A 26311-nucleotide genomic window follows, 5' to 3' on the forward strand; every position below is an offset into this window, starting at 1 on the left:
GCCTCACAGCACGACGTCCAGGAGCATCAGCGCGGCCACGGCCAGCAGGGCCCAGGCGAAGATCCGCTGAAGCGTGCCGCCGGACAGCCGGGCCGCGAGCCGCTTGCCGTCCCACGCGCCGAGGACGGCGGCACCGGCGAACGGCGCGACGACCGCCCAGTCGACGCTCTGCGTCGTTCCCGCGCGGGCGAGCAGCGCGGCGAGCGAGTTCGCCGTGATCACCAGCAGGCTGGTGCCGACGGCGGCCCGCATCCGCAGACCCACGACGTTCACCAGGGCGGGTACGGCGAGGAAGCCGCCGCCCACGCCCAGGACCCCGGTCACCGCGCCGAGGCCGGCGCCGGTGCCCGTGATCCGGCCGGTCCCCGCGGGCGCCCCCGTCGCAGCCGGCGACGGCCGGAGCATCCGGACCGCCGCGAGGCCCGCGACCAGCGCGAACGCGCCGGTCAGTACGGCCGGAGGCAGCAGTCCCGAGACCGCCCCGCCCAGTGCCGCGGGGAGCAGCCCCGCCAGCGCGAACAGCGCTCCGGCGCGCCAGCGGACGGTGCCCTCCCGGGCGTGCGCGGACAACGCGGTCGCCGAGGTGAGGGTGACGATGACCAGACTCGCGGTGGTGGCCGCCGAGGGGGTGAATCCGAGCAGGTAGATCAGGGCGGGCACGGTCAGCACGCTGCCGCCGCCCCCCAGCGCCCCGAGCGCGAGCCCCGTCACGGCCCCGGCGACGAGAGCGAGGATCAGAACACTCACGCGGCGGGTTCCTCGAACGTGCCGGAAGCCGGGCCGGAAGCCGGGCCGGAAGCCGGGCCGGGGTCGGCGGGCGCTGTCGTGTCGGCGGGGGCCGCGGGGGAGGCGGGACCGGTGGAAGCGGCACTGTCGGCCGGACCGGCATGGGCGGTGAGGCCGGTCGGCGCGGCGGCTTCAGCGGGGGTGACCGGAGCGCCGGGACGGGCCGGGGCGCTGCGTGTCATCGGCAGGCCGGAAGCGGCCGCCGCGGCGAAGGCGTCGTCGACGGCCACGACGTCCCGGCCCGTCGCGTCGAGCAGCGAGGCGGCGACGGCGGCCCGCACGCCTCCGGCGCAGTGCACCCAGACGGTTCCGGCGGGTATCTCGCCGAGCCGGTCGCGCACCTGGTGGATGGGGATGTGCACCGACCCCGCGATGTGCCCACCGGCCCGTTCGGAGTCCCGCCGTACGTCCAGGACCACGGTCTCGCCCGGTGTGTGCGCCTGGGCCAGTCCGGCGAAGTCCGCGCGCCGGAAGGCGCGCGGCCGCTCCCCCTCGCGCAGCCAGTCGGCCGGCGAGCCGACCGCCGCCGCGGCCGGCCGGTCCACGCCGACCCGCACCAGCTCGCGCTGGGCGCGGGCGAGCTGTTCCGGGGACTCGGCGAGCAGGGTGACCGGCCTGCCCCAGGGCAGCAGCCAGGCCAGATGGACGGCGAGTTGACCCTCCGCCTCGAAGTTGACCGCTCCGGCGACATGCCCGGCCGCGAACGCGAGCCGGCTGCGCAGGTCCACGACCCATTCGCCGGCCGCGAGCCGCGCGGCGATCTCCGCGGCGTCCGCGGGCGCGGGCGGGGTCAGATCGACGGGGGCCGGGCCCGCGGCGTTGGCGGGGCCCATGTGGGCGTAGTACGCGGGCACGTCGTCGAGTCCGGCGAGCAGGTCCGCGACGAACGTGTCGACGTCCTTGACCAGGGCCTCGTTGCCGGCGCGCTCGCGCCCGACGGTGGTCGCGTCGCCGTCGGCGGTCCCGGCGGAACAGAAGCTGCCGAAGCCGTGGGTCGGAAGGACGGCGGTGTCGTCGGGCAGCTCCGCCGCCAGCCGGTGCGCCGACGCGTGCTGCGCCCGGGCCAGTTCCCCGGTCAGCCGCGGCTCCACCAGGTCGGGCCGGCCGACCGTGCCGATGAGCAGGGAGCCGCCGGTGAAGGCCGCGACGGCCCGTCCGTCCTCCTGGAGGACGTACGCGGTGTGGTGCGGGGTGTGGCCGGGCGTGGCCAGCGCCTCCAGGGTCAGTCCGGCGTCCACCCGCACCGTGTCCCCGTCGGCGACCGGCACCCGCTCGAACGCGACGCGGGCACCGGCCGGGACCAGGTAGGCGGCCCCGGTGAGCCGGGCCAGTTCCAGGCCGCCGCTCACGTAGTCGTTGTGCAGATGCGTCTCGACGACGTACGCGATCCGGGCGCCCCGCCGGGCCGCCGCGGCGATCACCCGATCGACGTCCCTGGGCGGGTCGACGGCGACGGCGGTGTGCGGGCCGCCGGCCAGATAGCTCCGGTTGCCCAGGCCCGCCACCTCGATGGTGTCGACGAAGAACACGGCAGCACTCCTCTCCCGCGGGAAGCCCGAGGGCTTCGCGGCTCGGTGAAAATTACCCCCGGGGGTATATCTCCACCGTAGCAGAGGTACCCCCGGGGGTATCTGAGGGGCGTGGTCGGTGGGCCTTCGGGGCCGATCGGGACTCCCGGGCGGCGGGCCCGGGCAGCGGACGACCGGCGCGACCGGCGGGCCGCGGGTGACCGTCCGCCGTACCCGGACCGGAGCCGCCGCGGCCCACCTGGCCTTCTACCGGCGGGTCACCCCGTAGGGTCGTTCGACGGAAGGTCCACCCAGCGAAGGGCTTACTCACATGGCGCAGGAAGTACGGGGCGTGATCGCACCGGGCAAGGACGAGCCGGTGCGCGTCGAGACCATCGTCGTGCCCGATCCGGGGCCGGGCGAGGCCGTGGTGAAGATCCAGGCCTGCGGGGTCTGCCACACGGACCTGCACTACAAGCAGGGCGGCATCAACGACGACTTCCCGTTCCTGCTCGGCCACGAGGCGGCCGGAATCGTGGAGTCGGTCGGCGCCGGAGTCACGGACGTGGCACCCGGCGACTTCGTCATCCTCAACTGGCGCGCGGTGTGCGGACAGTGCCGGGCCTGTCTGCGCGGACGCCCCTGGTACTGCTTCAACACCCACAACGCGAAGCAGAAGATGACCCTCAAGGACGGCACCGAACTGTCTCCGGCCCTCGGTATCGGCGCCTTCGCCGAGAAGACGCTGGTCGCGGCCGGACAGTGCACCAAGGTCGACCCGGCCGTCTCCCCGGCGGTCGCCGGACTGCTCGGCTGCGGAGTGATGGCCGGCATCGGGGCCGCCATCAACACCGGCAACGTCGGCCGGGGCGACACCGTCGCCGTCATCGGCTGCGGCGGCGTCGGCGACGCGGCGATCGCGGGCTCCCGGCTCGCCGGCGCGGCGAAGATCATCGCCGTGGACATCGACGACCGCAAGCTCACGACCGCCGAGAAGCTCGGCGCGACGCACACCGTCAACTCCCGCACGGCCGACCCCGTCGAGGCGATCCGCGAACTCACCGGCGGCTTCGGCGCCGACGTCGTCATCGAGGCCGTGGGCCGCCCCGAGACGTACACGCAGGCGTTCTACGCCCGCGACCTCGCCGGCACGGTCGTCCTCGTCGGCGTGCCCACCCCCGACATGAAGCTCGAACTCCCGCTGATCGACGTCTTCGGCCGGGGCGGGTCGCTCAAGTCGTCCTGGTACGGCGACTGCCTGCCCTCCCGCGACTTCCCGATGCTCATCGACCTGCACCTCCAAGGACGCCTGGACCTGGGCGCGTTCGTGAGCGAGACGATCGCCCTGGACGACATCGAGGCGGCCTTCGAGCGGATGCACCACGGCGACGTGCTGCGCTCGGTGGTGGTGTTCTGATGACCGCGCGCATCGAACACCTCGTCACCTCGGGCACGTTCGAGCTCGACGGCGGCACCTGGGAGGTCGACAACAACGTCTGGATCGTGGGCGACGACCACGAGGCCGTCGTGATCGACGCCGCGCACGACGCCGACGCCATCGCGAAGGCGGTCGGCGACCGCCGCCTGCGCGGCATCGTGTGCACCCACGCCCACAACGACCACATCGACGCCGCCCCCGCCCTGGCGGAGCGCACCGGAGCGACCGTCTGGCTCCATCCGGACGACCTTCCGCTGTGGAAGCTCACCCACCCCGACCGCATGCCCGACGCCTGGCTCCAGGACGGCCAGGTGATCGAGGTCGCGGGCACCGATCTGACCGTGCTGCACACCCCGGGCCACGCCCCCGGCGCGGTCTGCCTCTACGACCCGGGCCTGCACACGCTCTTCTCCGGCGACACCCTCTTCCAGGGCGGCCCGGGGGCGACCGGCCGGTCCTACTCCCACTTCCCGACGATCGTCGAATCCATCCGCGACCGGCTCCTCACCCTGCCCGCCGACACGGTCGTCCGTACGGGACACGGCGAGACGACCACGATCGGAGCGGAGGCTCCGCACCTGGAGACATGGATCGCCCGCGGCCACTGAAGCGCCTCGCCGTGCCGCCGCCCCGGACGTCCGTCCGTTTCCGCCGCGCGGCGGAAACGCGACGACGCCACACGGATACCTGACAGAAGATGTCCGGCTTCCGCGAGACGCTCGTACACACCACGGGTGAGCGCCCGTGGACACGACGGCGCGTGGAGGTCGGACATGTCAGGGCCCTTGGAAGGCACGCTGCGGGACAGGGTCGCGCTGGTGGCGGGCGCGACCCGGGGCGCGGGCCGCGGGATCGCCGTCGAACTGGGCGCGGCCGGTGCCACGGTCTACGTGACCGGCCGCAGCACCCGTGAACGGCGCTCGGAGTACGACCGCCCGGAGACCATCGAGGACACCGCGGACCTGGTCACCGCGGCGGGCGGGCGGGGCATCGCGGTCCCCACCGACCATCTCGTCTCCGCCGAGGTGGCCGCGCTCGTCGAGCGGATCGCCGACGAACAGGGCCGCCTCGACATCCTGGTCAACGACATCTGGGGCGGCGAGAAACTCTTCGAGTGGGACGCGCCCGTCTGGGAGCACGACCTCGACAACGGACGCAGGATGCTCCGGCTCGCCATCGAGACCCACGCGATCACCAGCCACCACGCATTGCCCCTGCTGCTGCGCCGACCGGGAGGCCTGGTCGTCGAGATGACCGACGGCACCGCGGAGTACAACCGGGACACCTACCGCGTCTCCTTCTTCTACGACATCGCCAAGTCCGCCGTCCTGCGCATGGCGTTCGCCCTCGGGCACGAACTGGGCCCGCGCGGCGCCACCGCCGTGGCGCTCACCCCCGGCTGGCTGCGCTCCGAGATGATGCTCGAAGCCTTCGGCGTGACCGAGGAGAACTGGCACGACGCCGAGGCGAACGAACCGCACTTCGCCATCTCCGAGACGCCGTTCTACGTCGGGCGCGCCGTCGCCGCGCTGGCCGCCGACCCCGAACGCGCCCGCTGGAACGGGCAGTCCCTCTCCAGCGGGCAGCTCGCCCGGGTGTACGGCTTCACCGACCGGGACGGCAGCCGGCCGGACGCCTGGCGCTACATGGTCGAGGTGCAGGACAAGGGGAAGCCCGCGGACGCCACGGGGTACCGCTGACAGGCGGCCCGTGCGTGCCGGCCTCTGTCGCTGCGACGATCATGGAGGTACCTTCCCAGCCATGACAGCGATGAGGCGGTTCGAGGGGTACGGGGTTCTGATCACCGGCGCGGCCCGCGGGATCGGCGCGGCCACCGCCCACCGCCTGGCCGCGGAAGGCGCGCACGTCCTCGTCACCGACGTCGACCCGGTCGCGGCCGGGGAGACCGCCGCCGCACTGCGCGAACTCGGCTCGCGGGCCGAGGCGTTCCCCTGCGACGTGGGGCGGCGGGACCAGGTCGAGGCCGCCGTGGCCCGCGCCGTGGACGCCTTCGGCTCGCTCGACGTCCTGGTCAACAACGCCTACCGGTGCACCCCCGACGCCCCGCTCTTCGAGGACGAGAGCGACGAGGACTGGGCCGCCGACCTCGACATCACCCTGACCGGCGCCTACCGCTGCGCCCGCGCCGCGCTCCCGCACCTGGTCGCCTCCGGCCGTGGGGCCATCGTCACCATCGGCTCCGTCAACGGCATCCAGGACTTCGGCAACCACGCCTACAGCGCCGCCAAGGCGGGCCTGATGTCGCTCACCCGCACCCTCGCCGGCCACGCCGCCGGCCGGGGTGTGCGGGTCAACCTGGTGGCTCCGGGCACGATCCGCACCACGGCCTGGGAGGGCCGCGAGGACGATCTCGCCTCCGCGGCCCGGCTGTTGTACCCGCTCGGCCGGGTCGGCGAGCCGGAGGACATCGCGGCCGCCGTCGCCTTCCTCGCCTCCGGTGACGCCGCCTGGATCACCGGCACGACCCTGTGCGTCGACGGTGGCCTGCTGGGCGTCAACAAGCGGTTCCGGCAGGTGGTCGGGGGAGAGGGAGAGGGAGAGGGAGAGGGAGACGGCGAGGACGGAAGCTGAGCCGGGCGGCAGGTGTGGTGCCGGTCCGTCCCGCGCTCTTCCTGACAGGATGGTCCCATGGAACGTGTGCTTGGAATCGGCGGATACTTCCTGCGGGCCGGCGACCCGGGGGCCCTGAGCGCGTGGTACCGCGACTGCCTGGGCCTGGACACCGACGAGCACGGGCTGTGGCACCCGGACGCCGGGCCGACGGTCTTCGCGGCCTTCGAGTCCGGAACCGACTACTTCGGGTCCCCCTCCCAGCAGACCATGCTCAACTTCCGCGTCCGCGACCTGGACGCGATGCTCGCGCAACTGCGCGCCCGGGGAGCGGACGTGGCGGAGGAGACCCAGGACATGGACGGCGTCGGCCGATTCGGCTGGGTCACCGACCCGGAGGGCAACCGGATCGAGCTGTGGCAGCCCGCCTGACGCGAGGACGGGCCGAAGCCGTGCTGTTCCCCCGCAGCGCGCCGGGAGAAGCTCCCGGCCGGGCGGGCGGCGCGGGGCCGGCCGCCTCGAACGCTCGGCCTCGCGAGTCCGGCCCGGGCGCGGGACCTCACAGGCGCGGCTCCGCGCAGTGCCGCTCGACGGCCGTGAACACCCTGTCCGTGTCCGCCTCGGACGTACGCCAGTTGCTGAACGCGGCACGCAGCCCGTGGGTGCCGTCGTAGGTCGTCGGTGTCACGAAGGCCTCGCCCGAGGCGGCGACCGCGTCGGCCAGCGCCTGCACACGCCGCTCCGTCGGGTCCTCGGCGAGCGTGAAGCACACGACGTTCAGCCGCACCGGCGCGAGCAGCCGCAGCCCGGGGGCACGGGCGATCCGCTCGCCCAGTCGCCGGGCGAGCGCGACGTTCCGCTCGACGATCTCGCGATGCCCCGCGCGTCCGTAGGCCGCCAGCGAGAACCAGGCCGGGAGCGCACGCAGCCGGCGTGAGTTCTCCGGCGTCAGGTGCAGGAAGTCGGGTTCGCCGCCGGGGAGTCCGAGATACGGCGAGGCGTTGTGGAAGACCCGGACCTGGAGGTCCTGCCGACGGGTGAACTGGACGGCCGCGTCGTAGGGGACGTTGAGCCACTTGTGCAGGTCGACACAGACGGAGTCGGCCTCGTCCAGACCGGCCACCAGCGCGGAGTGCGCGGGCGACAGCGCGGCGAACCCGCCGAACGCCGCGTCGACGTGCAGCCAGAAGTCATGGCGCCCCCTGAGCGCGGCGACGGCCCGCAGATCGTCGAAGTCCACCGTGTTCACCGTCCCGGCGTTCGCCACGACGACGGCCGGACGCCCGTCGAGCGCGCCGAGCGCGGCGTCGAGGCGCTCCACGTCCACGGCTTCGCGGTTGCCGGGCAGCACCGGCACCCTGCGCAGGCTGTTCCGCCCGAGGCCGAGCACCGACAGGGCCTTGGTGACACTCGAGTGGGGGCTGCCCGACAGCACGTCCACGGGGCCGAGCGCGCCCGCTCCCTCGTCGGAGACCGACACACCCCGGCGCTCGCCGAGCCACTCCCGCGCGATGGCGAGCCCGACCGTGTTCGAGACCGTCGCACCGCTCACGAACGCCCCGTGGTGCTCCTCGCCGAGTCCGAACAGCTCCCGCAGCCAGCCCAGCGTCTCGTGTTCCAGCGCGCTCGCGAAGGATCCGGCGGCACCCGAGACGTTCTGGTCGTAGGCGCTGGTCAGCCAGTCCCCGGTGAGCGATGCGGGCGTCGCGCCGCCGGTGACGAATCCCAGGTAGCGCGGGCCCGCGGAGCCGGAGAACCCGGGCGCCCAGCGTCCGGCGAACCGGGCGAGGGCGCCCTCGGCACCGGCGCCCTCGGCCGGGAGCGGATCGGGGACGGGCGCCTTGCCGAGCCGGGCGACGGGACGGCCGTCGAGGCCGCTCACCTCCTGGACGGCGAAGTCCCGGGCGGCCTGGAGGAGTTCGGGGAGGCGGTCGAGGTCGCCGGAGAGAGCCGAGTGCATGACGGCAGCCTATGAGCAACATCCCTCGAAAGAGCGGTCCACTTCGGGGAAACCGGACCGGTCCGCGGCGGACGTCCGGCGGTGAGGGGCGGTGTCGGGCGGAGCGGGGCGCCGGCACGTCACCGGGGGACGGGGAACCGGAGCCGTCACAGCGAGGAATGTCACTGTTCTGTGCCTATGGGGCCGGCCGTACAACGCAATACCCTCTAGGGCTGTCTAGCAGTGCAGACGGAACGATGAACACAACAGGAAGGTCCGCCATGGGGGACATTCGCAGGCGGGGAGCTGTCGCGCTCGGACTCACGGGACTGGTGGCGCCGCTCACCCTCGCGCTGGGCGCGACGCCCGCGCAGGCCGCGAGCTGTACGACGGCCGCCGGTCCGTATCAGAAGCAGGTGGAGAAGTTCCTCGGGCGGCCCGTGGACGGCCGGCAGTCCGCCGCCGACTGCAAGGCGATCCAGGCCTTCCAGAACAAGCACGGCATCACCCCGAACATCGGGTACGCGGGCCCCGTCACCTGGGGCGTGATGGATCTCATGAACAAGCAGAAGGCCGTGGGGACCAACCCCAACCGGGACGGCAAGTGCCCGGTCAACAAGGGCCGGATCGCCTGCGTCAACCTCACGCTCCAGCTCAGCTGGATCCAGGACGGCAGCCGGCTGGTCTACGGGCCGGTCCCGGTCCGCACGGGCAGGGACGGCTACGAGACCCGCACCGGCCTGAAGAAGATCTACTGGCGTGACATCGACCACGTCTCGACCATCTACAACGTGGCCATGCCGTACAGCCAGTTCTTCGACGGCGGTCAGGCCTTCCACTCGGTGGGCCTCAGCATGTGGAACCCGCCCGGCTCCCACGGCTGCGTCAACATGACCCCGACGACGGCCAAGAAGTACTGGTCGCTGCTCAAGAACGGGGACGACGTCTACGTGTACGGCCGCAAGCCCGGCACGTGAGTGACGAGCTTCACGGTCCGTTATGTCGCCCGGTGGGCCTTTACTCACATCATCTTCACGTCAAGGGCCGTATGCTTCACGGCATGTGCACCACTCTTGACAACGACACTCAGCGATCCGCTGCCGAAGTCAACGAGGAGATCCGGGCCCTCTGGTTCCGGGCCGGTGGGTCGCTGAACATGGACGAGCGGCGCGAGTATCAGCGCCTGGTCCTCGAGTGGGCGAAGGCCGCCCCGTCGTCCTCGGCGACCCGGGCCGCCTGACCTTCCGCGTCCGGCTGGGCTCCCCGCTCCAGGGGAGCCCTCGCCTCGAACCTCGGCCCCGGACTCCGACGACACGGACTTCGACGACCCGGACCCGGTCTCCCGGCTCCGGGTCCGAACCCCTCAGCCCCAGCTCTGTGAATACTGGCGCCGGTAGGCGTTGCGGTCCTGCTCGGTACGGATGAAGCGGGTCGCCACGAACGCGATGACACTTCCCCCGATGACGAGCAGACCGGGGCCGACAGTGTTCGGGTCGATGAGCTCGGAGACGAACGTCGAGGCCGCCCCGCTCTCACCCACCGCTTCCACCGCGCCCGGAGCCGCCGAACCCGGCGCTCCTCCCTGCGAGGCCATCGCCGACGCCGACGGGGCGACGGACGGCTGGGCCGCACCACCGGCGGCACCCTGCGCGGGCTGGCCCGCGAGCGTCACGCCCAGCGCCGTCAGCGCCTTGGTGACGGGCTGGAAGAACGTCGTACCGCCGCTCTTGCAGTCCCCGTTTCCGCCCGAGGTCACCCCGAGCGCGATGCCCTCGGAGAACAACGGGCCGCCGCTGTCGCCCGGTTCGGCGCACACCGTGGTCTCGACCAGCCCGGTGACCGTGCCCTCCGGGTAGTTGACCGTCGCGTTGAGCGCGGTCACCTTGCCGTCGTGCAGTCCGCTGGTGCTGCCGCTGCGGAAGACCCGCTGGCCCACGGCCGGATCGGCGGCGCCGGTGATCCGTACGCCGTTGCCCCCGCCGATGGCCACGACGTTGCTCGCGTCCGAGGGCTGACGGCCGTTGTCGTACTGGATCAGCGAGAAGTCACTGCCGGGGAACGCCGTCGTGACCGTGCGCCCCTCCTGCTGGCGACCCGTGTTGTCGGAGAACCAGACCGATCCCTCGGGGCCGCAGTGTCCAGCCGTGAGGATGAACTCACCTTGCGGGCTGGTCACGTTGAAGCCCGCCGAGCAGCGCCCGCCGGTCGAGAAGATCGCCTGCGCGCCGTTCACCCGCGTGGTGAACGTGCCCTGGGTCCGCTGCATCCGCACCGAGTCGCCGATGCCGTCGGCCAGTTTCGTCATGCGCGACCAGTCGGTGGCGGAGACCGTGCTGTCGGCCTGGACCACCACCTCGTTCTTCGTGTAGTCCACCGCCCACGCGGTGCCCGGCACCCGGGGCGCCGAACTCAGCGTCTGCGTAGCGGACTTGAGGTCCTGCATGCTGTGCGTCACGACCTTCGGGCGGGCACCCGCCCGCTTCACCGCGTCCGCCGCGTCGGCGTCGGTGACCGCCACGACGGGTCGCCCGTCGGCGGCTATCCAGTTGCCGGCGGTCCGCGAGGTGCCCAGCCGGGACACGAGACCGGCACCCGTGTCCGCCGCGGCCCGCGCCGTACTCGCCGCGGTGCCCGACGCGTCCGACGGTTCGCTCGCCATGGCGCGGGTCACCATGAACCCCCCGCAGAGCAGCCCGCCGACGGCCGCGAGTCGCGCCCCCCGTTGGACGATCCGTCGTCGTGCGTGCCTCATGCCTGGGCTCCCGAAACCGTACGGGGCGGCGTCACCGCCGCCGAAGGCCCCGGTCGAGGGCCCTCCCCTCATACGTGCGCCCCGGCCCGGTTGTTCACCGCCGTCCGGAGTGGTCGAGGAGCTGGCCGATTCGCGTCGGAACGGCCGCTTCAGGAGCGTGCGCGTGTGCCGGTCCCGCCTCCCCGGCCATGGCTTCGGAGCGCCGAAGTCGCCGTGCCCCGGCGGACGTCGACACGGCCGGGGCACGGACGACCGACGCGGCCGACCGGACGGGCGGGACCGTCGGGACGGCCGGAAACGGACGGGACCGTCGGGGCCGCCGGAACGGACGGGACCGTTCGGCCGGACCTCAGGTGAGGGCGCGGGTCCGGGCGGCCACCTCGTCCCGGGTCAGATACACATCCGTACGCTCGAAGTCCCGCAGCGTCCCCTTGCGGTCCGCGAGGAACCCGGTGCGGACGAAGTCGTCGCCCGCCACGGCGTTGAGGAGCCAGTTGGCACCCGTACGGAACCGGGCGACGCCCGTCCGCAGGGCGTACAGGTGGTATCCGCGGGCCACGAGCTGCGCGGGCGCGCCCTTGAGGCCGATGCCGAGCGGCTTGGACACGGCGTCGTGGCCGCCGAGGTCGACGACCAGACCGAGGTCCCTGTGCCGGTACGGCACGGTGGGCTCACCGCGCAGCCTCGCCGTCAGGACCTTGGCCGCGTGCCGGCCCTGCCGGGCCGCGTGCTGGGCGGTGGGCGGGCAGGGAGAGCCGTCGCCCTTGGCAAGGTCGGGCACCGCCGCGGCGTCGCCCAGCGCGAACACCCCGTCGAGGCCCGGTACCCGGAAGTCGGGTTCGGCGACGAGCCGTCCGCGCACGGTCTCCGCGCCCAGCGAGTCGACCAGCGGACTCGCCGCGACGCCCGCGGTCCACACAAGGGTCCGCGACGGCAGCACCCGCCCGTCGGTGAGGGTGACCTCGTCCTTGGTGACCGAGGCGACGGAGGTGCCCAGCGAGATCTGCACGCCGCGTTCGCTGAGCGTCCGCAGCGCGTCCGCGCCCAGTTTGTCCCCGAGCTCGGGAAGCAGCTTCGGGGCGACGTCGACCAGGTGCCACTTGATGAGCTCCGGGTCGATGCGGGGGTGGTAGCGCCGTGCCGCCGCGGTGGTCAGACGCTGGAGGCAGGCCGCCGTCTCGGTGCCCGCGTATCCGCCGCCGACCACCACGAACTGGAGCCGCGCGGCCTGCTCGTCGTGGTCCGGCGTGGCCGCCGCCAGGTCGAGTTGGGCGATCACGTGGTCGCGCAGGTACACGGCCTGGGCGAGCGTCTTCATGCCGCGCGCCTCCTCCGCCAGCCCGGGGATGTCGAAGGTGCGGGTCACGCTTCCCGGAGTGAGCACCAGGTAGTCGTAGCGCAGGTCGACGAGCTCCCCGGTGATCTTCCGGACGACGCACACCTTGGCCTCCGGATCGACACCGATCACTCCGCCCGGCACCAGTGCGGTGCGGGGCAGGATCCGGCGCAGCGAGGGCGCGACGGACTGCGGGGTGACCACACCGGCGGCGACATGGGGCAGCAGCGGCAGGTAGAGCTGATAGCTCGTCGGGCTGATCAGGGTGACCCGGGCCTCGCCAGGGGCGAGGGTCCGTTCCAGGCTTCTGGCGGCCTCGACTCCGGCGAAACCCGCGCCCACGATGACGATGTTCGGTCCTTGCATCAGAGCAGCCTCTCTCCACTGGTGCCAGCCGCGAGCCCAGGCTCACACGGGTCGCGGGCGTGTGCCACTGCACCGCCGCGTACCCCGAAGCGTGTGAAACACGATCTCTACCGATCAGTAACTACCTCTTCCTTCTCCGTACACGCGCTGCCAGGATCATTTCCGCCACGGCGACGGAGCCAGGCACCGTCGCCTTCTCGATGTGCGGGTTCGACCAACTCGCGCACTCCGACGAGCAGATGTGAAAAGGGGACAGGCATGACGCGACGTGGTGTGGTGCGGCGGATAGGTACGGTGTCGGCGGTCGTGGCGTTCGGGATCGGGGGGACGGTCGGTGCGGCCGGTTCCGCCGCCGCGGCCCCGGCCCAGGCGGTCGCGAGCGCCTCCGCGACGGCCGATGTCGACTACGCCACCTGGCAGAGCGATGTCCAGGCCGTCATCGACCAGGCGGTGCCGTACGTCGAACAGCGCACCGCGAACGCAGGCGGCCAGAAGCTCGCGGTCGTGTTCGACATCGACAACACCGCGCTGGAGACGGACTTCCACCCCTGGTACGAGCTGCCCACCCCGGCGGTCAAGGCCTCGCTGGCCCTCGCCCGCTACGCCCACTCCCGGGGCGTGGCCGTGTTCTTCGTGACCGCCCGTCCGGGCATCATCGCCAGTGAGACGAAGTGGAACCTGAAGTGCGCCGGCTACCCGGTCGACGGGCTCTACGTGCGTGATCTGCCCGACCTCTTCGACGAGGTCAGCACCTACAAGACCGGCAAGCGCGCGGAGATCGAGTCCCGCGGGTACACGATCATCGCCAACGTCGGCAACAACACCACCGACCTGGTCGGCGGCCACGCGGAGCGCACGTTCAAGCTGCCGGACTACGACGGCCAGCTGTCCTGACCCGGACGGCTCGGGCGCCGGCGGGGCCGCGGACCGGCGCCCTTAAACTTCGGCCATGGACGAGGCCTCGCTGGACACGCTCGGATCGGGCAAGTACCTGCTGATCACCAGCTATCGCAAGAACGGTACGGGGGTCGCCACGCCCGTGTGGGTGGTGCGGGACGGCGCGGCGCTGTGCGCCTGGACCGTCGCGGACAGTTGGAAGGTGAAGCGGATCCGCAATCGGGCCGACGTCCTGGTCGGTTCGTGCGACGTGCGCGGCAGGCCGACGGGCGAGCCGGTCCCCGCCACGGCCGAGATCGTCGACGCGGCGGAGACGGCCCGCTACCGCAAGCTCCTCGCCCGCAAGTACGGGCTGGTGGGCCGGGTCACCCTGTTCGGCAGCCGCCTTCGCCGCGGCGAGAGCGGCACGGTCGGCATCCGGATCACCCTGTCCCCGTGACGCCTCCGCTGTGACGTCTGCGTCGTGAGGACGGCTTGCGAGCCGTGAGCTGTATCCCGGGAGGGCGCCGAGGGCGCCCTCCCTTTCGCATGCCCGCCCAGCCGTCCACGGCGGCGTGGGTGCGTGGCCGGCACGGGAGTTGGCCGGATGTGTACTGCGGGAGACGTTGACTAGAAAGCGCTTTCCGCCTACGTTCCCGTTCAGCAGCGTGACCCACGTGTGACATCTCGCATACGAGACATCAGCTCTATGAGCCGCACCACCTGGGCAAGTCGCATCATCGAGGCTCGCGTTCGGACCGTGAACGTCGTGTCGCACACCCTGCGCTGTTCAGATACAGGTACGGCATCCGTGTACATGTCCAGAGTCGCCTCTGAAGGGACACACCCGCATGCGTACGCTCCCCCCACGCCGGCGCATTCGCCCGGCCCTGCCGGTCATCGGGGCCGCCGCCCTGGCGGTCACCGCCGCACTCGTGCTGCCCCAGTCGGCCGCGGCGGCCGAGACCGCGCCGGTCGGCTTCGGCGCCGGGACCACCGGCGGCGGCGGCGCGACCGCCGTCACCGTCACGACACTCGCCGCCTTCAAGACCGCCGTCACCGGTGACACGGCCAAGGTCGTGAAGGTCAGCGGCCTGATCTCGCTCAGCGGCCAGGTCGACATCGGCTCCAACACCACGGTCCTCGGCGTCGGTTCGGCGTCCGGGTTCACCGGTGGCGGACTGCGGCTGAAGAAGGTCACCAACGTCGTCGTCCGCAACCTGAACATCAGCAAGCCGGTCGCGCCCGCCGACGGGATCACCGTGCAGGCCTCGACGAAGGTGTGGATCGACCACAACGCCTTCTCGTCGGACCGCGACCACGACAAGGACTACTACGACGGCCTGGTCGACATCACCCACGCCTCCGACTACGTCACCGTCTCCTGGAACACGTTCAAGGACCACTACAAGGGCTCGCTCGTCGGCCACAGCGACAACAACGCGAGCGAGGACACCGGGCACTTGCGGGTGACGTACCACCACAACTGGTTCAACAACGTCAACTCCCGCATCCCCAGCCTGCGTTTCGGCACCGGGCACTTCTACGACAACTACGTCGTCGGCGCCGACACCGCGGTGCACTCCCGCATGGGCGCCCAACTGTTCGTCGAGAACAACGTCTTCCGGAGCACGGCGGTCGCCGTCACCACGAACCGCGACAGCGACGTGGACGGCTACGTCAACCTCAGCGGCAACGACCTCGGCGGAGCCGCGACCGAGATCTCGCAGGTCGGCACGTTCACGAAGCCGCCCTATGGCTACACGGCCGAGCCGGCCTCGACGGTCATCGCCTCGGTGACGTCCGGCGCGGGCACCGGGAAGCTCTGACGCGCCGCCTTCGGGCCCTCGGTCGGCCGACCGCCCCCCCCCCGGGAGTCCGACCGGCATCCCGCTCCGCCGACCGCACTCCACGAACCGCACCCCCACCAACCGCACCCCCACCGACCCCGCTTCACCACCCTGCTTCATCACCCCACGGGAAGAAGGCATCGGGACATGACGTCATCAGCACGTCCGCGCGCCAGGCGGCGCGCCCTCACCGGCACCCTCGCCGCACTCGGCCTCTCGGTCGCCATGGTGATGGCCGACGGCGCCCTGACACCGGCGAGCGCCGCCACCTGGCCCACCGCGACCGGCAGTCAGGCCGTCTCCTCCACCATCTCGGTCTCCGGAACCAAGGACTACGGGATGAAGCGCCTCTACGGCACGGGCGACCTGGGCACGGGCAGCCAGGACGAGGACCAGGGGCCGATCCTGGAACTGGCCGCGGGCGCCGTCCTGAAGAACGTCATCATCGGCTCGCCCGCGGCGGACGGCATTCACTGCCTGGGCAGCTGCACCCTGCAGAACGTCTGGTGGGAGGACGTCGGCGAGGACGCCGCGACGTTCCTCGGCTCCTCGTCGTCCAACGTCTACACCGTCAGCGGCGGTGGCGCGAAGGAGGCCAGCGACAAGGTGTTCCAGTTCAACGGCGCCGGAACGCTGAACGTGTCGAACTTCGCCGTGCAGACCTTCGGCACGTTCGTCCGGTCCTGCGGCAACTGCAAGACGCAGTACAAGCGGACCATCAACCTCAGCGCCATCGAGGCGACCTACAAGGGAAGCAAGCTCGTCGGCATCAACACCAACTACGGCGACAGCGCGACCCTCAAGTCCATCAGGATCGTCGGGGACAGCGGCAAGAAGATCGTCCCCTGCCAGAAGTACGTCGGCAACAACACCGGCGCCGAGCCGACGACGAACGGCAGCGGCCCCGACGGCACCTACTGCAAGTACGCGACGTCCGACATCACCTACGGCTGACGGTCGTCTCCGGCGGCTGAACGGTCCGGCCCCACAGGCCGGTTCGTCCAGCCGCGCACGGCGGCGCGCGGGCGCTCAGCCCCAGCCGCCGCCGTACGGGCCGTCGACGAGCTGGAACACCGGCTGCCGGCGCACCGGGTCCTGGGCGGTGGAGAGCTGGACCCGGTCGCCGCTGTGGATGGCGGCGGGCGAACCCATGACCCGGCCCCTGACCGTGAAGCCCTCCGCCATCTCGATGAGGGAGACGTTGCGGGCGGCCGGGGTGTTGCGGTGGATCACCGTGGAGTGGCGCACGACGCCCGTGCCCGCGCTCGCCTCCGTACGCAGGTCGCTGCCCGCGCACACGGGACACAGCAGGCGGTTGTACATGGCGGTGGCGCACCAGTGGCACCGCTGGAAGAGAAGTACGTCCCCGGCGCGTTCCGCCGAAGCGGTGTCGAGGCGCTCCACGGAACCCGCGTCGAGCACGTCCGTCGACGCGTTGAGGCCCGGGTGAAGGGCGATTCCTGGGTGGTACACGATGTCATCTCCCTGCGCTCGGCCGGAATCTGATGTGCGCGGAACGCCGTGCACGACCACAGGTTATGGCACTGAGTGCCACTCGTAAAGGCACTCCGTACCCTCAAATGAAAGAAGGTCACCGGAGCCGGCCGGCGCCGGCCGCCCGGGGGCGGCCCGCGCTCAGTCCCGCGCGAAGGCCGATTCGATCTCCCGCACCACGCGCCACATGGGCGTCCCGCGACGCGAGACGACGACCACCACGTCCTCCGCCCGCGCCACGTCGTCCGCCTCCACCGCGCCCTCCGCCTCCACCGCCTCCTCGCGTACCGGCTCGGCGGGCGTGGCTCCGAACGTCCTCTGCACGTAGCCGAGAGCCTTGTCGACCGCCACCTCGGCGTCACCCGTTCCGTCCGAACGCAACCAGGAGCGCAGGGCGTTGTTGTGCGCGGCGACCACGGCGGCGGCGACGACGTCGGCGCGCAGCGTGTCCGCGCGGACCCCGGCGGACACCCCGCGCAGATACTCCGCGAGGGCACGCTCGTAACGCCAGACGACCGACAGTTCGTACGCGCGCAGGCCGGGCACCTTCTTGGTGAGGCGATAGCGCTGCACGGAGAACGTCGGGTTCTCCGCGTACATGCGCAGCACCAGCCGGGCGGCGTCGCAGACGCGTCGCACCGGGTCCTGGGTGCCGGCGTCCTCGCCGAGGAACGCCGTCATGTCGGCCAGGCAACGCTCGTGGTCGGGGAAGACCACGTCCTCCTTGGACGGGAAATAGCGGAAGAACGAACGCCGTCCGACGCCGGCGAGGGCCACGATGTCGTCGACGGTGGTCTCCTCGTAGCCGCGCTCCAGGAAGAGCTGGAAAGCGGCTCCCACCAGGGCGTCCCGCATCGGCGGCTTGACGGTGGTCGCGTCGGCGGGTTCCCGGCGCCCCGGTGCCTCGTTCATGGTCGGAAACTAGCATCGAGTCCGAGATGGTGGCACTCGGTGCACTCTCATGGGGGACTGAGTTCCCTGGCCCTTCTCGCCCGACGTGTACGAGAGTCGGCCCGGGGACGGCCCCGGCAGCCCCCGGGCCGATCCTCGGAGAGTGGCGTTCCCTCATGTGGATGATGGGTGCTCACAGGTGAACTCCGCTTGCAGAGAGCGAAGTTGACAGTCCATAAGCAGTGATCGACTATGAGGTCGAGCCATGGCCCGCCGCGTCGTCGCCCCCGGACGACGCGGTGCGAAGAGCCTCGGCACTCGTTCCCGCACGAGTGCCGAGGCTCGATGCGTTCCTGCCGGTCCAGGCGTGTCGGTCCCGGTCGGTCGGGGTGCCGGTCAGTGGTCGTTGCAGGTCGCCGAGAAGATGTCGTCGCCCGCCAGGTGTCCGTTCAGGTGGGCCTGAAGGGCGACGCTCACCAGGGTCAGCAGGAGGTCGATGTCCGAGTCGACCTCCAGATGGATGGTCACCCAGCGGGAGCCGGGCACCACACGAATGGCCGTCGAGGTCTTGAGGTGATCCTCGAAGCGCCGGATGGCCCGGTCGGTGAGGTGCAGGTCGACATCGTGTTCGGAATGGAAATGGACGATCTCGCACTGCGCCGCGCACAGCGCGCGCCCCGTGCCGCAACTCGGCGGGGATTCCGCGAGGTCCGGCCAGTTCGCCAGTCGCGTCATGGCTCTGGAGGCCAAGGTCATGCGCCCATCATGACGAGCACACCTCCCGGCCACCAGAACTTGGCGCGGATGTCATCCCTCCACCGCGTGGGAATGTCCGGTTTTCGCCTGGTAATTGAAGAGGCTTCAACCATCCATCCCGGGATTCCGCCGGGGCCGGTCCGGCTCACGCCATCCAGAAGAAGACGGCGGTCATCCGTTTGTCCTCCATGGTGGTCCCGCAGTAGCCGGTGGCGCTGTGCATCAGGTTGGCGTTGTAGAGGAGCAGCCGGTTGTAGCGGTGCGGGACGCGGATGTCCTCGACGAAGGAGTCCGGCGGGACGAAACGTGTACCGAGGGCCTCGACCAGATTGTTGTGCGGTGCGACGACGACATTGCCGCCCAGTCGGCCGCCGGGCAGAGCCTGCCGGAAGAAGGCCGTTCCGCAGTCCTTGGCGACGTTCGGGTTCAGATAGAGCACCGCCGCGTACCGGCACAGGGCGCGGGAGTCCGTGTGGGGGCGGGGCTCTCCCTCGTCCTTGCCGACGACCTGGACGCAGTTGTGGTTGAGAGTGGCGCCCGACGGGGTCGACTGCTGCCACAGCTTCGGGGCGCCGGTGGCCTTCCTCACCAGCCGTTCCACGCGGGCCAGTTCGCCGGGCTCCAGACCCGGCATCGTCCGCAGGCCCGGCCAGCTCTCCGAGGTGTACGGGTGGCCCTTGGCCCAGTCGTCCCGGCCGACGCACCGGGCCCGTACGGCGTCCGGGTCGGGCAGCACGTCGTCGAAGACCCAGTAGTCTCGGTCGCGTGTGGGCTTGCGATAGGGGAGGACCGGCAACGCCGGTGATCTCGGAGGTTGTGGGGGCATGCGGCCGACGATATTGACGCATCCGTCAGCGATCTCCAGGGAACGGGTCAACCTTCCGCCAACTCGGTTCATGGATCGGCCAATTCGGTTCATGAATCGGCCAAGAGCCAGGGTCGCGGGTGGTCACCGGGTGCGCGGTGAACGTCCCGGGCCGATCCCGCGTATCACTGCACAGGGACGGCGGGAGACCGCGTGCACGGAAGGAGAGCAGTGTGTCGACACGGCCCGAACGCGGGGGGCCCAGCGGGCGCTCCGTGATCGAACCCACGCACATCGAGCGCCGCCGCCGCTCCGAGTCCCTGGCGGAGCTGCTCCGGCAGGTGCGGGAGAAGGAGGGGATGACCGACGACGCGGACGACGCCTTCGCCCCGGTCTCCGCGCCGACACCCCTCGTACGGCTCCTGCCCGTCCTGGAGGAGGACGAGACCGAGGAACTGCCGCCGGTCCCGGGAGGCGAGGACTACACCGCCGACACTCCGCCGGCGTACGGGGTCCAGGCGGCCGAGGGAGCACCCGCCGGTGAAGCACGCTCTCACGAGAAGCGGCCCGGAGGCGCCCATGGACCGGCGCGCGGTCCGGGTCTGCGCCGAGCCGCGATAGCCCTCGCCGTCGCGGCGGCGGGTCTCACCGGCTTCGCCCTCGCCCTCCTGGTGCCGGGCGCGGCTCGGGGCGACGCGTCCGGGGCGGCCGGGGAACACTCCCCGACGGCACCGGCCGACCGTGCCGCCGACCCGGACGGCGCCGGCACGCTCCGGCAGGGGGACAGCGGACCCGAGGTGACGGCCCTTCAGCAGCGCCTGCTCCGCGTCCCGGACGTGTACGACCACGGCAGCACCAGCGGCACCTACGACGCCGCGCTCACGGCGGCCGTGGCCCGCTTCCAGCTCTGGTACGGCATCCGGGGCGACGAGTCCGGTGTCTACGGCGACGACACCCGGGCCGACCTGGAATCCAGGACGGCGGCCCCCTGAGACGGCCGGGGCGGCCGGCGCGGTGACGGTCGCTCCCTCCGCCCCGGCCACCCCCCTCCCCGTCCTGCCGGACACCGCCACGCCCGTGCCCCGGACGCCCCGCTCCCGTGGACCGCGTTGTTCGTGAGGCCGACACCTCCGCTCCCGCTCGCGCTCACCCGCCCACCCGGCGTCCGCGCGATCCTGGCCGCGACGGGGCGACCTCCGGCGCGAGGGGCTGATCCGCCGTGCATCTTCCCTACCAGCGGGGCGCGTTGCACGACCTCCCCGACGATCCGGACGCCTACGACGCCGTCCTCGCGGCCGTCGCCGAACAGGCGCTCGCCCGGATCACGCCCGAGGGGAACCTCGAACACCCCGCCGCCCGCGAGGACATCGGGGACACCTCGCTCGGGATCACCTCCCTGCTGGCCCTCGCCTGGCAGCGCTCCGGGGACGCCCGTCTGCCCGAGGCCGTCCGGCGCAGCCTCGCCTTCCATCTGCGCGAACGCGTCCCCACCGAGGACAATCCCGGCTATCCGAACCTGCGCCGCCGCGACTCGGGCGAGCCGTACGCCCGTTACGTACCGGAGGCGGGCGCGCACCCGCTGGGGGACTGGCCCAGTACGGTGTGGGCGCTGCTCCAGGCCCTGAACGTCCTGGACGCCGGTGACGGCATCCTCGACGCCGAACAGCGCCAGGAACTCGTTGAGTTGGCCCACGGCTACTGGCGCCGGCCGACCGAGGTGACCTTCTTCAACCCGCAGGAGGCGGGCAACCAGGCGATCGCCTGTGTCGTCGGCGGTCTGATGCTCGCCGGTCAACTCCCCGCCGTGCAGGCCGAATCCGTGCGCGCACGGGCCATGCGGCTGTACCGGGAGGAGATCCGCGCCCACCGCGTACGGGACCGGGGCGCCCTGCTGCCGCCCGAGCACCGCGGCGCGTACGACAACAACTACGGGCCCATCTCCCTGTCCTTCCTCGCGCAGGCCCACCGCGTCAGCGGCGAGGACGTGTTCGCCGAGGACGGCGAGGCGCTCGCCCGGTACATCGACGCACGGCTGACCGTCGGCGGGTTCGACGTGGGAGGCCCCCGGTACAGCGAACAGCACTGCGGTTTCGAGGCCGTCCTCGGGCTGCGCTACTTCGGCCGTCGCGTCGGCGCCGACCTCGGACGCTACCGCGGCGACACCCGCTGGGGCCGGCACGCGGTCCACCGCGACGGCGGCGTCGACGGCCACTTCGCGTTCATGCTGGTCTGGCAGATCCAGGACCGCTCACCCTGGCACCGCCTCCCCTCGCAGGGCCCGCTACGGCATCAACTCCGTTCGGGCACCGTCTCGGTGGCCTTCGACGACCGGATGACGCCCGCTCTGGTGGAGGCCGCCGGCACGTACTGCCTGGCCGCCGCGGTGAACAGGCAGCACGGCTTCGGCCCGGTCGCCGAGGGCTTTCTGTACTGCCGTCCCGTGGGCGCGGTCCGCGTCCGTGATCTGCGCGCCGGTCCACTGACCGCCAAACTCGTCACCAAGCCCGTCGTCGGCCCCGACCACGTCCTGCGCCACGTCCGGTCCCTGTACGTCACCGACGGCACCCGGCTGTGGACGACGGTCGTCGTGGAACGCCTGCCGGGCAGCCCCTACCTGCTAGCCGGGCTGCCGTACGCCGCCGACGACGGGCAGCGGGTGCGCCGGACCGCCGAGGCACGTGTGATGTCCGCCGGAGGCCTGCGGCTGACACACCCGCGCTCGACGGGCGCGGACCACTTCGACGCACGGTCGGACACCACCCAGGAGGAGGCGGCCTTCGCGCTCGCCGCCGACCCGCGCGTCCACGGCAACCCGGACGAGGGCTGGCGCCACCTCGTCTCCTCCACGGCCCTCGAAGCGGACCCCGTGCCCGACGCTCCGGACGACCTGCACGTCTTCGCCGTCCGCTACGGACCCGGCGGCCCCTACACCCCCACGTTCGCCGGCTCCTCGGCCCGGCCGGCCTTCCGCACCGAGGAGTTCACCGCCTGGATCGGCGATCCGCGGGGCGACGCGTACGGGGAGCCCGAAGGCGGGATCCGGCCTCACTGACCCGCCGGTCCGCCCGCGCCCGTTCCGACGACCGCCGGTCCGACGACGAGGTCGGCGCGGTCCCGGGTCGCGGCGACCAGCTCGGCGTTGCGCTGATCCGTCCCCAGCACCCACGCCACCGCCGTGTCGTGGTCCTTCCCGAACTCCTCGTGGCGCGCGACCAGCCGCCGGACACGGTCCGCCTCGTCGAGCTCGCAGAACCACACCTCGTCGAGCTGCGCACGAGCCCGCGCCCAGGCGTCCTCGCGCAGCAGCAGGTAGTTCCCCTCGGTGACGATCAGACGGGCCGTCCGGGGAACCGCGAGGGCCCCCGCCAGGGGCTGTTCGAGGACCCGCTCGAAACCGGGCGCGTAGACGAGCTCCTCCTCGTCCTCGCGCAGCCTGCGCAGCAGCGCCGCGTACCCCGCCGCGTCGAACGTGTCCGGAGCGCCCTTGCGGTCCCGGCGCCCCAGCCGGTCCAGCTCGGCGTCCGCGAGATGGAACCCGTCCATCGGTACGTGGGCGACGGGGAAGGACGCGATCTCGCCGAGCCGTCCGACCAGCCGCTCGGCGAGCGTCGTCTTGCCCGCCCCAGGGCTGCCGGCGATCCCGAGAAGGGCGCGCCGGCCGGGCCGTACGAGTGCGGCGGCCCGCTCGACCAGTTCACCGAAGGACGGACCCGCCTCGGTCATACGAGCCCGGACCCGGGCGCGGGGGCAGCGATCTCCATGCCCTCCAGTATCGACGACGGCCCCTGGGCCAGGGCGGTGATGTGGCGCTCGCCACCCGGTGGAGGCCGATCCCGGGGGCAGACTCCTCGTATGACTGAGCTCGGCCTGCCGAAACAGATCCTGGCCTGCCTCTTCGACCTCGACGGCGTCATCACCAGAACCGCGGTGGTCCACGCGGCCGCCTGGAAGCGGACGTTCGACGACTTCCTGCGCCAACGCGAGGGCGACGGATTCCGTCCCTTCGACGACGCCGACTACGCCGCCCACGTGGACGGCCTGCCACGCGCCGACGGCGTACGGTCCTTCCTCGCCTCACGCGGCATGCAACTCCCCGAAGGAACCTCCGACGACCCGCCGGACCGGGAAACCGTCCACGGACTCGGCAACCGCAAGAACGCGCTGCTTCTCGACATGATCCGCACCGACGGGGTCGAGGCCTACGAGGGAACCCTGCGCTACATCGAGGCGGTCCGGGCGCACGGCCTGCGCACCGCGGTCGTCTCCTCCAGCGCCAACTGCCGTGACGTCCTGCGCTCGGTGGGGGCGGAGGACCTCTTCGACGTACGCGTCGACGGTGTCGTCGCCGCCGAACGGCGACTGCCGGGCAAGCCGCGCCCCGACACCTTCCTGGCCGCCGCGAAGGACCTCGGCGTCACCCCGTCCGAGGCCGCCGTCTTCGAGGACGCGCTCGCCGGCATGGACGCGGGCCGCTCGGGCCACTTCGGGTACGTCGTCGGCGTGGACCGTGTGGGCCAGAGCGCCGCCCTGCGTGCCCACGGCGCCGACATCGTCGTACGGGATCTGGACGAACTGGGGGAGCGCCCGTGATCACTCATTCCTCGTACGGAGTCGAGCCCTGGGCCCTGCGCGAGAGCGAGCTCCACCTCGGACTGCTGCCGCAGAGCGAGTCCGTCTTCGCCCTCGCCAACGGCCACATCGGCTGGCGCGGCAACCTCGACGAGGGCGAACCCCACGGTCTGCCCGGCTCCTACCTGGGCGGCGTCCACGAGACACACCCGCTGCCCTACGCGGAGGCGGGCTACGGCTATCCGGAGTCCGGGCAGACCGTCATCAACGTCACCAACGGCAAGATCGTCCGGCTGCTCGTCGACGACGAGCCGTTCGACCTGCGCTACGGACGGCTGCGCTCCCACGAGCGCGTCCTCGACCTGCGCACCGGGCTGCTCACCCGCACCTGCGAGTGGACCTCACCGGCCGGCTCCACGGTCCGGGTGCGCTCCACCCGGCTCGTCTCGTTCACCCAGCGGGCGATCGGGGCCGTCGCCTACGAGGTGGAGGCCGTCGACAGCCGGATCAGGGTGGTCGTCCAGTCGGAGCTGGTCGCCAACGAGCAACTGCCCGGCCGTGACGGCGATCCGCGGACGGCGATCGCCCTGGAGTCGCCGCTGGAGGCGGAGGAGCACTTCGCGGCGGGGGGCCGGCTGCGGCTCGTGCACCGCACCCGGCGCAGCGCCCTGCGGGTCGCCGCGGCCGCCGACCACACGGTCAGCGGCCCGGAGGGGACCACTCTGAGCAGTGAGAGCAGCGACGACGTCGCCCGCCTCACGGTCACCTCCGTGCTGGAGCCGGGCCACACCCTGCGCCTGGAGAAGCTCGTCTCCTACGGCTGGTCCGGCAACCGCTCCCTGCCCGCGCTGCGCGACCAGGCCGACGCGGCCCTCGCCGCCGCCCGGCACAGCGGCTGGCGGCAGCTCGCCGACGAACAGCGCGCCTACCTCGACGACTACTGGGCGCGCGCCGACGTCGAGGTGGACGGCGACGAGCAGATCCAGCAGGCCGTCCGCTTCGCCCTCTTCCACGTGCTCCAGGCCGGCGCCCGCGCCGAGCAGCGCGCCATCCCCGCCAAGGGCCTCACCGGCTCCGGCTACGACGGCCATGCCTTCTGGGACACCGAGACCTTCGTCCTGCCGCTGCTCACCTACACCTCGCCGGGCGCCGTCGCCGAGGCGCTGCGCTGGCGCCAGAACACCCTCCGGGCCGCACGCGAACGGGCCGCCCAACTCGGGCTGCGCGGAGCCGCGTTCCCCTGGCGGACCATAGCGGGATCGGAGGGTTCGGCGTACTGGCCGGCCGGCACCGCCGCCTTCCACGTGAACGCCGACATCGCCGACGCCGTCGTCCGCTACACCGCCGCCACGGGCGACACACGCTTCGAACGCGACACCGGCGTCGAACTGCTGACCGAGACGGCACGGCTGTGGCGCTCCCTGGGACACCACGACCACCAGGGGAAGTTCCACATCGACGGGGTCACGGGGCCCGACGAGTACAGCGCCGTCGCCGACGACAACACGTACACCAACCTGATGGCCCGCGCGAACCTCCTGGCCGCCGCCGACGCCGTCGAGCGGTACCCCCGGCAGGCGGCGGAACTCGGCGTCGACGAGGAGGAGAGCGCGGCCTGGCGCGACGCGGCCGAGGCCATGCACATCCCGTACAACCACGAACTCGGCGTCCACGAGCAGCACGCCGGATTCACCCGCTACCAGCGCTGGGACTTCACCGCCACCCGCCCCGACCAGTACCCGTTGATGCTGCACTTCCCCTACTTCGACATCTACCGCAAGCAGGTCGTCAAACAGGCCGACCTGGTGCTCGCCCTCTACAAGTGCAGCCCCTACTTCGACGAGGAGCACAAGGCCCGCGACTTCGCCTACTACGAACCCCTCACCGTCCGCGACTCCTCCCTGTCGGCCTGCTGCCAGGCCGTGATGGCCGCCGAGACCGGCCATCCCGGCCTCGCCTACGACTACCTGGTCGAGGCCGCGCTGATGGATCTGGAGGACCTGGAGCACAACACCCGCGACGGACTGCACATCGCCTCGCTCGCCGGGACCTGGACGGCCCTGGTCGCCGGCTTCGGCGGGCTGCGCCACCACGGGGCGACCCTGGAGTTCGCGCCCCGGCTGCCGGAACGCCTCAGCCGCCTCGCCTTCTCCCTAGAGGTCCTCGGCCGCCGGCTGCGCGTGGAGATCGGGCAGGACGCCGCCACCTACACGCTGGCGTCCGGTGACCCGCTGGAGATCAGCCACCACCGCGAGCCCGTCACCGTCGACGCCGACAAGCCCCGCAGCCTGCCCATCCCGGCACCGCGGCTGCGCCCCGCCCCCGACCAGCCGCCGCACCGGCGGCCGAACTCCCGGGGGTGAGACGCGGCGCG

General features: G+C 72.1%; 24 protein-coding genes and 1 pseudogene. 15 read left to right on the forward strand and 10 right to left on the reverse strand.

Translation table 11 applies throughout. The features are described 5' to 3' along the window. Positions 1-3: 3 nt before the first annotated feature. Together ACIQ7M_RS23505 and ACIQ7M_RS23510 are read right to left on the reverse strand one after the other, a co-directional pair. Positions 4-747: a sulfite exporter TauE/SafE family protein gene (locus ACIQ7M_RS23505; protein ID WP_403647453.1), complete on the reverse strand. Its 744-nt coding sequence runs from the start codon at positions 745-747 to the stop codon at positions 4-6. 215 nt (positions 748-962) lie between these two features. Further along, positions 963-2315, reverse strand: a pseudogene (locus ACIQ7M_RS23510) (rhodanese-like domain-containing protein); the annotation flags it as partial. Between the two features lie 310 nt (positions 2316-2625). Between ACIQ7M_RS23510 and ACIQ7M_RS23515 the strand changes: the two are divergent. The 5 genes from ACIQ7M_RS23515 (at position 2626) to ACIQ7M_RS23535 (ending at position 6735) form a co-directional block, all read left to right on the forward strand. Continuing rightward, positions 2626-3711 (forward strand): S-(hydroxymethyl)mycothiol dehydrogenase, encoded by a 1086-nt coding sequence (locus ACIQ7M_RS23515; protein WP_403647456.1) that lies wholly within the window; start codon positions 2626-2628, stop codon positions 3709-3711. Next, on the forward strand, positions 3711-4340 hold the full coding sequence (locus ACIQ7M_RS23520) for an MBL fold metallo-hydrolase (RefSeq protein ID WP_403647459.1): 630 nt from the start codon (positions 3711-3713) through the stop codon (positions 4338-4340). Before ACIQ7M_RS23515 ends, ACIQ7M_RS23520 begins: the two co-directional genes overlap by 1 nt. 165 nt (positions 4341-4505) lie before the next feature. Continuing rightward, a complete protein-coding gene (locus ACIQ7M_RS23525) occupies positions 4506-5432 on the forward strand; it encodes an SDR family oxidoreductase (RefSeq protein WP_403647461.1) in 927 nt (308 codons plus the stop codon). A gap of 61 nt (positions 5433-5493) precedes the next feature. Continuing rightward, entirely contained in the window at positions 5494-6324 is an 831-nt protein-coding gene (locus ACIQ7M_RS23530; RefSeq protein ID WP_403647464.1) for an SDR family NAD(P)-dependent oxidoreductase, read from the forward strand. Between the two features lie 57 nt (positions 6325-6381). Continuing rightward, positions 6382-6735 carry a VOC family protein gene (locus ACIQ7M_RS23535; protein WP_386983677.1) on the forward strand — a complete coding sequence of 118 codons (354 nt, stop codon included), beginning with the start codon at positions 6382-6384 and terminating at the stop codon, positions 6733-6735. A 127-nt stretch (positions 6736-6862) separates the two neighbouring features. Here ACIQ7M_RS23535 and ACIQ7M_RS23540 read toward each other — a convergent pair whose 3' ends face one another. After that, the gene (locus tag ACIQ7M_RS23540) at positions 6863-8263 is read right to left on the reverse strand and encodes a pyridoxal phosphate-dependent decarboxylase family protein (protein WP_403647467.1); all 1401 of its coding nucleotides are present in this window, start codon (positions 8261-8263) and stop codon (positions 6863-6865) included. A 260-nt stretch (positions 8264-8523) separates the two neighbouring features. Here ACIQ7M_RS23540 and ACIQ7M_RS23545 point away from each other — a divergent pair, with 260 nt between their 5' ends. Together ACIQ7M_RS23545 and ACIQ7M_RS23550 are read left to right on the forward strand one after the other, a co-directional pair. Then, complete coding sequence (locus ACIQ7M_RS23545) at positions 8524-9219, forward strand: L,D-transpeptidase family protein (RefSeq protein WP_403647470.1); 696 nt, start codon at positions 8524-8526, stop codon at positions 9217-9219. Positions 9220-9290: 71 nt separating this feature from the next. After that, the gene (locus ACIQ7M_RS23550) at positions 9291-9482 is read left to right on the forward strand and encodes a hypothetical protein (protein ID WP_365488181.1); all 192 of its coding nucleotides are present in this window, start codon (positions 9291-9293) and stop codon (positions 9480-9482) included. 123 nt (positions 9483-9605) lie between these two features. On the opposite strand, the gene ACIQ7M_RS23555 is transcribed toward ACIQ7M_RS23550, so the two are convergent. Together ACIQ7M_RS23555 and ACIQ7M_RS23560 are read right to left on the reverse strand one after the other, a co-directional pair. Next, a complete protein-coding gene (locus tag ACIQ7M_RS23555; RefSeq protein ID WP_403647473.1) occupies positions 9606-10994 on the reverse strand; it encodes a S1 family peptidase in 1389 nt (462 codons plus the stop codon). A gap of 349 nt (positions 10995-11343) precedes the next feature. Beyond that, on the reverse strand, positions 11344-12696 hold the full coding sequence (locus ACIQ7M_RS23560) for an NAD(P)/FAD-dependent oxidoreductase (protein ID WP_403647476.1): 1353 nt from the start codon (positions 12694-12696) through the stop codon (positions 11344-11346). 258 nt (positions 12697-12954) lie between these two features. On the opposite strand from ACIQ7M_RS23560, the gene ACIQ7M_RS23565 reads away from it, so the two are divergent. The 4 genes from ACIQ7M_RS23565 to ACIQ7M_RS23580 all read left to right on the forward strand — a co-directional run bounded on the left by ACIQ7M_RS23565 (position 12955) and on the right by ACIQ7M_RS23580 (position 16376). After that, the gene (locus ACIQ7M_RS23565) at positions 12955-13590 is read left to right on the forward strand and encodes an HAD family acid phosphatase (RefSeq protein ID WP_403647479.1); all 636 of its coding nucleotides are present in this window, start codon (positions 12955-12957) and stop codon (positions 13588-13590) included. A gap of 55 nt (positions 13591-13645) precedes the next feature. Further along, positions 13646-14032 carry a PPOX class F420-dependent oxidoreductase gene (locus ACIQ7M_RS23570; RefSeq protein ID WP_403647482.1) on the forward strand — a complete coding sequence of 129 codons (387 nt, stop codon included), beginning with the start codon at positions 13646-13648 and terminating at the stop codon, positions 14030-14032. A gap of 391 nt (positions 14033-14423) precedes the next feature. Continuing rightward, positions 14424-15401, forward strand: coding sequence for a polysaccharide lyase family 1 protein (locus ACIQ7M_RS23575; protein WP_403647485.1), 978 nt, complete (start codon positions 14424-14426; stop codon positions 15399-15401). Between the two features lie 168 nt (positions 15402-15569). After that, entirely contained in the window at positions 15570-16376 is an 807-nt protein-coding gene (locus ACIQ7M_RS23580; RefSeq protein WP_403647488.1) for a pectate lyase, read from the forward strand. A gap of 75 nt (positions 16377-16451) precedes the next feature. On the opposite strand, the gene ACIQ7M_RS23585 is transcribed toward ACIQ7M_RS23580, so the two are convergent. The 4 genes from ACIQ7M_RS23585 to ACIQ7M_RS23600 all read right to left on the reverse strand — a co-directional run bounded on the left by ACIQ7M_RS23585 (position 16452) and on the right by ACIQ7M_RS23600 (position 19389). Further along, positions 16452-16826 carry a Zn-ribbon domain-containing OB-fold protein gene (locus ACIQ7M_RS23585; protein WP_386983692.1) on the reverse strand — a complete coding sequence of 125 codons (375 nt, stop codon included), beginning with the start codon at positions 16824-16826 and terminating at the stop codon, positions 16452-16454. Between the two features lie 231 nt (positions 16827-17057). Beyond that, positions 17058-17828, reverse strand: a complete 771-nt coding sequence (locus ACIQ7M_RS23590) for a TetR family transcriptional regulator (protein WP_403647491.1) — start codon at positions 17826-17828, stop codon at positions 17058-17060. 375 nt (positions 17829-18203) lie between these two features. Beyond that, positions 18204-18563 (reverse strand): luciferase family protein, encoded by a 360-nt coding sequence (locus ACIQ7M_RS23595; RefSeq protein ID WP_386983657.1) that lies wholly within the window; start codon positions 18561-18563, stop codon positions 18204-18206. A 145-nt stretch (positions 18564-18708) separates the two neighbouring features. Further along, positions 18709-19389 (reverse strand): DUF6445 family protein, encoded by a 681-nt coding sequence (locus tag ACIQ7M_RS23600; protein ID WP_386983655.1) that lies wholly within the window; start codon positions 19387-19389, stop codon positions 18709-18711. A gap of 212 nt (positions 19390-19601) precedes the next feature. On the opposite strand from ACIQ7M_RS23600, the gene ACIQ7M_RS23605 reads away from it, so the two are divergent. Further along, complete coding sequence (locus ACIQ7M_RS23605) at positions 19602-20360, forward strand: peptidoglycan-binding protein (RefSeq protein ID WP_403647496.1); 759 nt, start codon at positions 19602-19604, stop codon at positions 20358-20360. A 227-nt stretch (positions 20361-20587) separates the two neighbouring features. Continuing rightward, a complete protein-coding gene (locus ACIQ7M_RS23610; protein WP_403647499.1) occupies positions 20588-22420 on the forward strand; it encodes a hypothetical protein in 1833 nt (610 codons plus the stop codon). Here the strand turns inward: ACIQ7M_RS23610 and ACIQ7M_RS23615 are convergent. Beyond that, positions 22414-23091: a nucleoside/nucleotide kinase family protein gene (locus tag ACIQ7M_RS23615; protein WP_403647502.1), complete on the reverse strand. Its 678-nt coding sequence runs from the start codon at positions 23089-23091 to the stop codon at positions 22414-22416. The genes ACIQ7M_RS23610 and ACIQ7M_RS23615 overlap by 7 nt on opposite strands. Before the next feature lie 129 nt (positions 23092-23220). On the opposite strand from ACIQ7M_RS23615, the gene ACIQ7M_RS23620 reads away from it, so the two are divergent. Both ACIQ7M_RS23620 and ACIQ7M_RS23625 read left to right on the forward strand, forming a co-directional pair. Beyond that, on the forward strand, positions 23221-23958 hold the full coding sequence (locus tag ACIQ7M_RS23620) for a beta-phosphoglucomutase family hydrolase (RefSeq protein WP_403647505.1): 738 nt from the start codon (positions 23221-23223) through the stop codon (positions 23956-23958). Continuing rightward, positions 23955-26300, forward strand: coding sequence for a glycoside hydrolase family 65 protein (locus ACIQ7M_RS23625; RefSeq protein WP_403647508.1), 2346 nt, complete (start codon positions 23955-23957; stop codon positions 26298-26300). The genes ACIQ7M_RS23620 and ACIQ7M_RS23625 overlap by 4 nt, the downstream gene beginning before the upstream one ends. Positions 26301-26311 lie beyond the last annotated feature (11 nt).

The organism is Streptomyces sp. NPDC096324 (assembly GCF_044763015.1).
Classification (GTDB): Bacteria; Actinomycetota; Actinomycetes; order Streptomycetales; family Streptomycetaceae; genus Streptomyces.